Raw genomic sequence first — 2,616 nt, forward strand, 5'->3', positions numbered from 1 at the left:
AGATCACGTAACCGTCCCTCCGCACGCACGTGCGGAAGACAGGGCTAGCCCAGCTATTCCAGAAGGTCGGCCAGACCGACCGCGCGGTCGAGATGTTCCAGCGCACCCTCGCCGCCCGGGAACGCATCCTCGGCCCCGAGCACCCCGACACCCTGGAAGGCCGGCACAGTCTCGGCCGCGCCTACGACGCCGCCGGCCGCGGCGACGAGGCGGCCCGGCTGCTGCGGGACACCCTCGCCGACCGGCGGCGGATCCTCGGCCCCGACCACCCCGACACCCTCGAAACGGTCGACGGACTCGCCCGCGCCCACCTGTACGCCGGACGGCTCGACGACGCCGCACGCGAGTTCGGCCGCGCGCTGACCGGCCGGGAACGCGCCCTCGGCCCCGACCACCCCGACACCACCGAGACCCGCGAGAGCCTCGCCACCGCCCACCTCAGGCTGGGCCGGCCCGGCGACGCCGTCCCCCACCTCGAACGCGCCCTCGACCGCCACGAGCACGTCCTCGGCCGCGCGCACCCCCACACCGTCGAGACCCGGGACACCCTCGCGACGACCTACCGGCGCACCGGCCAGCTTGAGGCGGCCGTGCCGCTGCTCGAACGGCTGCTCGCCGACCGGAGCCGGGCGCACGGCGTCGGCGACGCGCGCACCCTGCGCACCGCCGACGGGCTCGCCGAGGTCTACCGGACCACCGGCCGGCTTCCGCAGGCCGTCGACCTGGACGAACGTGTCCTCGCCGTCCGCGAGCGGCTCCTCGGCCCCGGCCACCCCGACACCCGCGCCGCCCTCGCCGACACCTACCGCCAGGCCGGCCGGCCCGCCGACGCCGTCCCCCTCTACCGCGCCGCGCTCACCGACGCGCTGCGCGAGCACGGCCCGTTCCATCCGGACAGCACCCGGGCCCGCCGCACCCTCGCCGACACTGTCGGCGAGGTCCGCCACGATCAGCCGCCCCTCGAACGGCCGATCCCGGTGGAGCCGAGGTTCCGCCACCGCGACCCCTGACTGACGCCGGCACGCCGGTCACCGCTGGTCGGCCGGCCCGGCCGGCTCGTCGGGGTCACCGGGGTCGACGGGCGGAAGCCGATCGAGCAGCTCCAGCTTGCGGAGCAGCGCCTCGTCCGCCCTCCGCCACCGCCCGCTCGCGGTCCTCCTCCCGGCGCCGTGCCGCCTCCCGGGCCAACTCGGCGTTCATCTGCTCCCGTGCTTCCCGCCAGTACTCCTCGATCCGCTTCCGGTTCTCCCGCCGCTCCTGTTCGGCGGCAAGCTCATTCGTCAACTCCTGGCCATGCCGCGCGTTCCACACTCGGGAGAACGAGCCGTCCCAGTCGACCGGACGGAGGTCGAACCTGCCCGCAAACGTCGCCCCAGCCTCATCCGCCCCCGCGTCGGCGTCGCGCCCCGCGTCGGCATCGGGCGCCGGCTGCCCGGACGGTTCCCGACCGGCTGGCGACCGCGCCCCCGGTTCACGCTCGGCCGCGGGCCCACCTGACGGATCGGCGGTTTCCTCGGACATCACAGTCTTCTCCCGTCCCTGAGGCTCACCGTCATGATCCCACCATCACCGGCCCGCCGTGCCCCCCACGATCCCTCCAGGGATGATCAGCGACCCGCTGGTAAAGCTGCAGGTCAACGCCATGATGTACGATGGTCCAAGGGCTACTTTTGCAGCGGTCCGGCGGTAGTGCAACAGCCCAGGCCAGAGCCATGATCGACAGCCTAGAGCATCGAGCTCCGGCTGCCCATCGCGACGCCGAGCCACTCCGACTCGACAAAATCCGGGATGCGGCAGACGTGGACGCTGTCAACGGCCTGAGGATCGGGTGGGACTTGAGGATCGGACGGGACGAGTGGCCCGCGGGACATGAGAAGGGCCGCACGAGTGCGACCAGGTGTGACGCGGGTCTGGGCCGTGCGGCCTGCTGTTCCCACCCCGCCCTGACCATGACCTTCCGTGCGCCCCTCGCCGATCTGGCCGCGGAGCTCGCCCCCACCATGGGCCGCCGACTTCCGCCCCCGGTCGCTACCCGAGGTCCAGGACGGACGTGCCGGCGACCGCCGAGCAGACATGCAGCACGGCCCGCCGGCCGGACAGCGCGGTGTACGCCGGTTCGAACGCCTCGGTGAAGGCGGTCAGCCGGGACCTGTCGACGAGGGCCACCGCACAGCCCGCGAAACCACCGCCGGTCATCCGGGCGCCGAAGCACCCCGGAGCCGCCGAAGCCGCCTGGACCGCCGCGTCGAGCTCCGGACCCGACACCTCGAAGTCCTCCCGGATCCCGCGATGCCCCGCCAGCAACAGCCGCCCGGCCGTTGGGGCGTCGCCCGCGCGCAGTGCCACGGCGACGGCGTCGACCCGGGCGTTCTCGGCGACGACGAACCGGGCCCGGCGCAGCGCGACCGGATCCACCGCGACCGGGTCCAGCGTGGCCGGGTCCGGCCCGGTCACGCCGCCCGCCCCGCCCGACCGAGCCGCCCCGTCGAGCCGGGCCACCGCCTCGTCCATCGACCGGGGCGTGAGGTCCCGCAACGCGGCGACGCCCAGCGCCCGCGCCGCCCGCTCACACTCCGCCCGTCGGGTGGCGTACTCGCTGGTCACCACCTGTCGGCG

Annotated in this window: 2 protein-coding genes and 1 pseudogene; 1 reads left to right on the forward strand and 2 read right to left on the reverse strand. The window is 74.5% G+C overall.

Features of this window, described 5'->3' with window-relative positions; genetic code table 11:
- Window positions 1-29 precede the first annotated feature (29 nt).
- Window positions 30-1,010, forward strand: coding sequence for a tetratricopeptide repeat protein (locus AC08ON_RS17380; protein ID WP_476617364.1), 981 nt, complete (start codon window positions 30-32; stop codon window positions 1,008-1,010).
- 55 nt (window positions 1,011-1,065) lie between these two features.
- Here the strand turns inward: AC08ON_RS17380 and AC08ON_RS17385 are convergent, their stop codons facing one another.
- Together AC08ON_RS17385 and AC08ON_RS17390 are read right to left on the reverse strand one after the other, a co-directional pair.
- A complete protein-coding gene (locus AC08ON_RS17385) occupies window positions 1,066-1,521 on the reverse strand; it encodes a hypothetical protein (protein ID WP_476608617.1) in 456 nt (151 codons plus the stop codon).
- A 507-nt stretch (window positions 1,522-2,028) separates the two neighbouring features.
- Window positions 2,029-2,616, reverse strand: a pseudogene (locus AC08ON_RS17390) (galactokinase); the annotation flags it as partial.

The sequence above is a fragment of the Frankia sp. CoWAU3 genome (genome assembly GCF_977971855.1).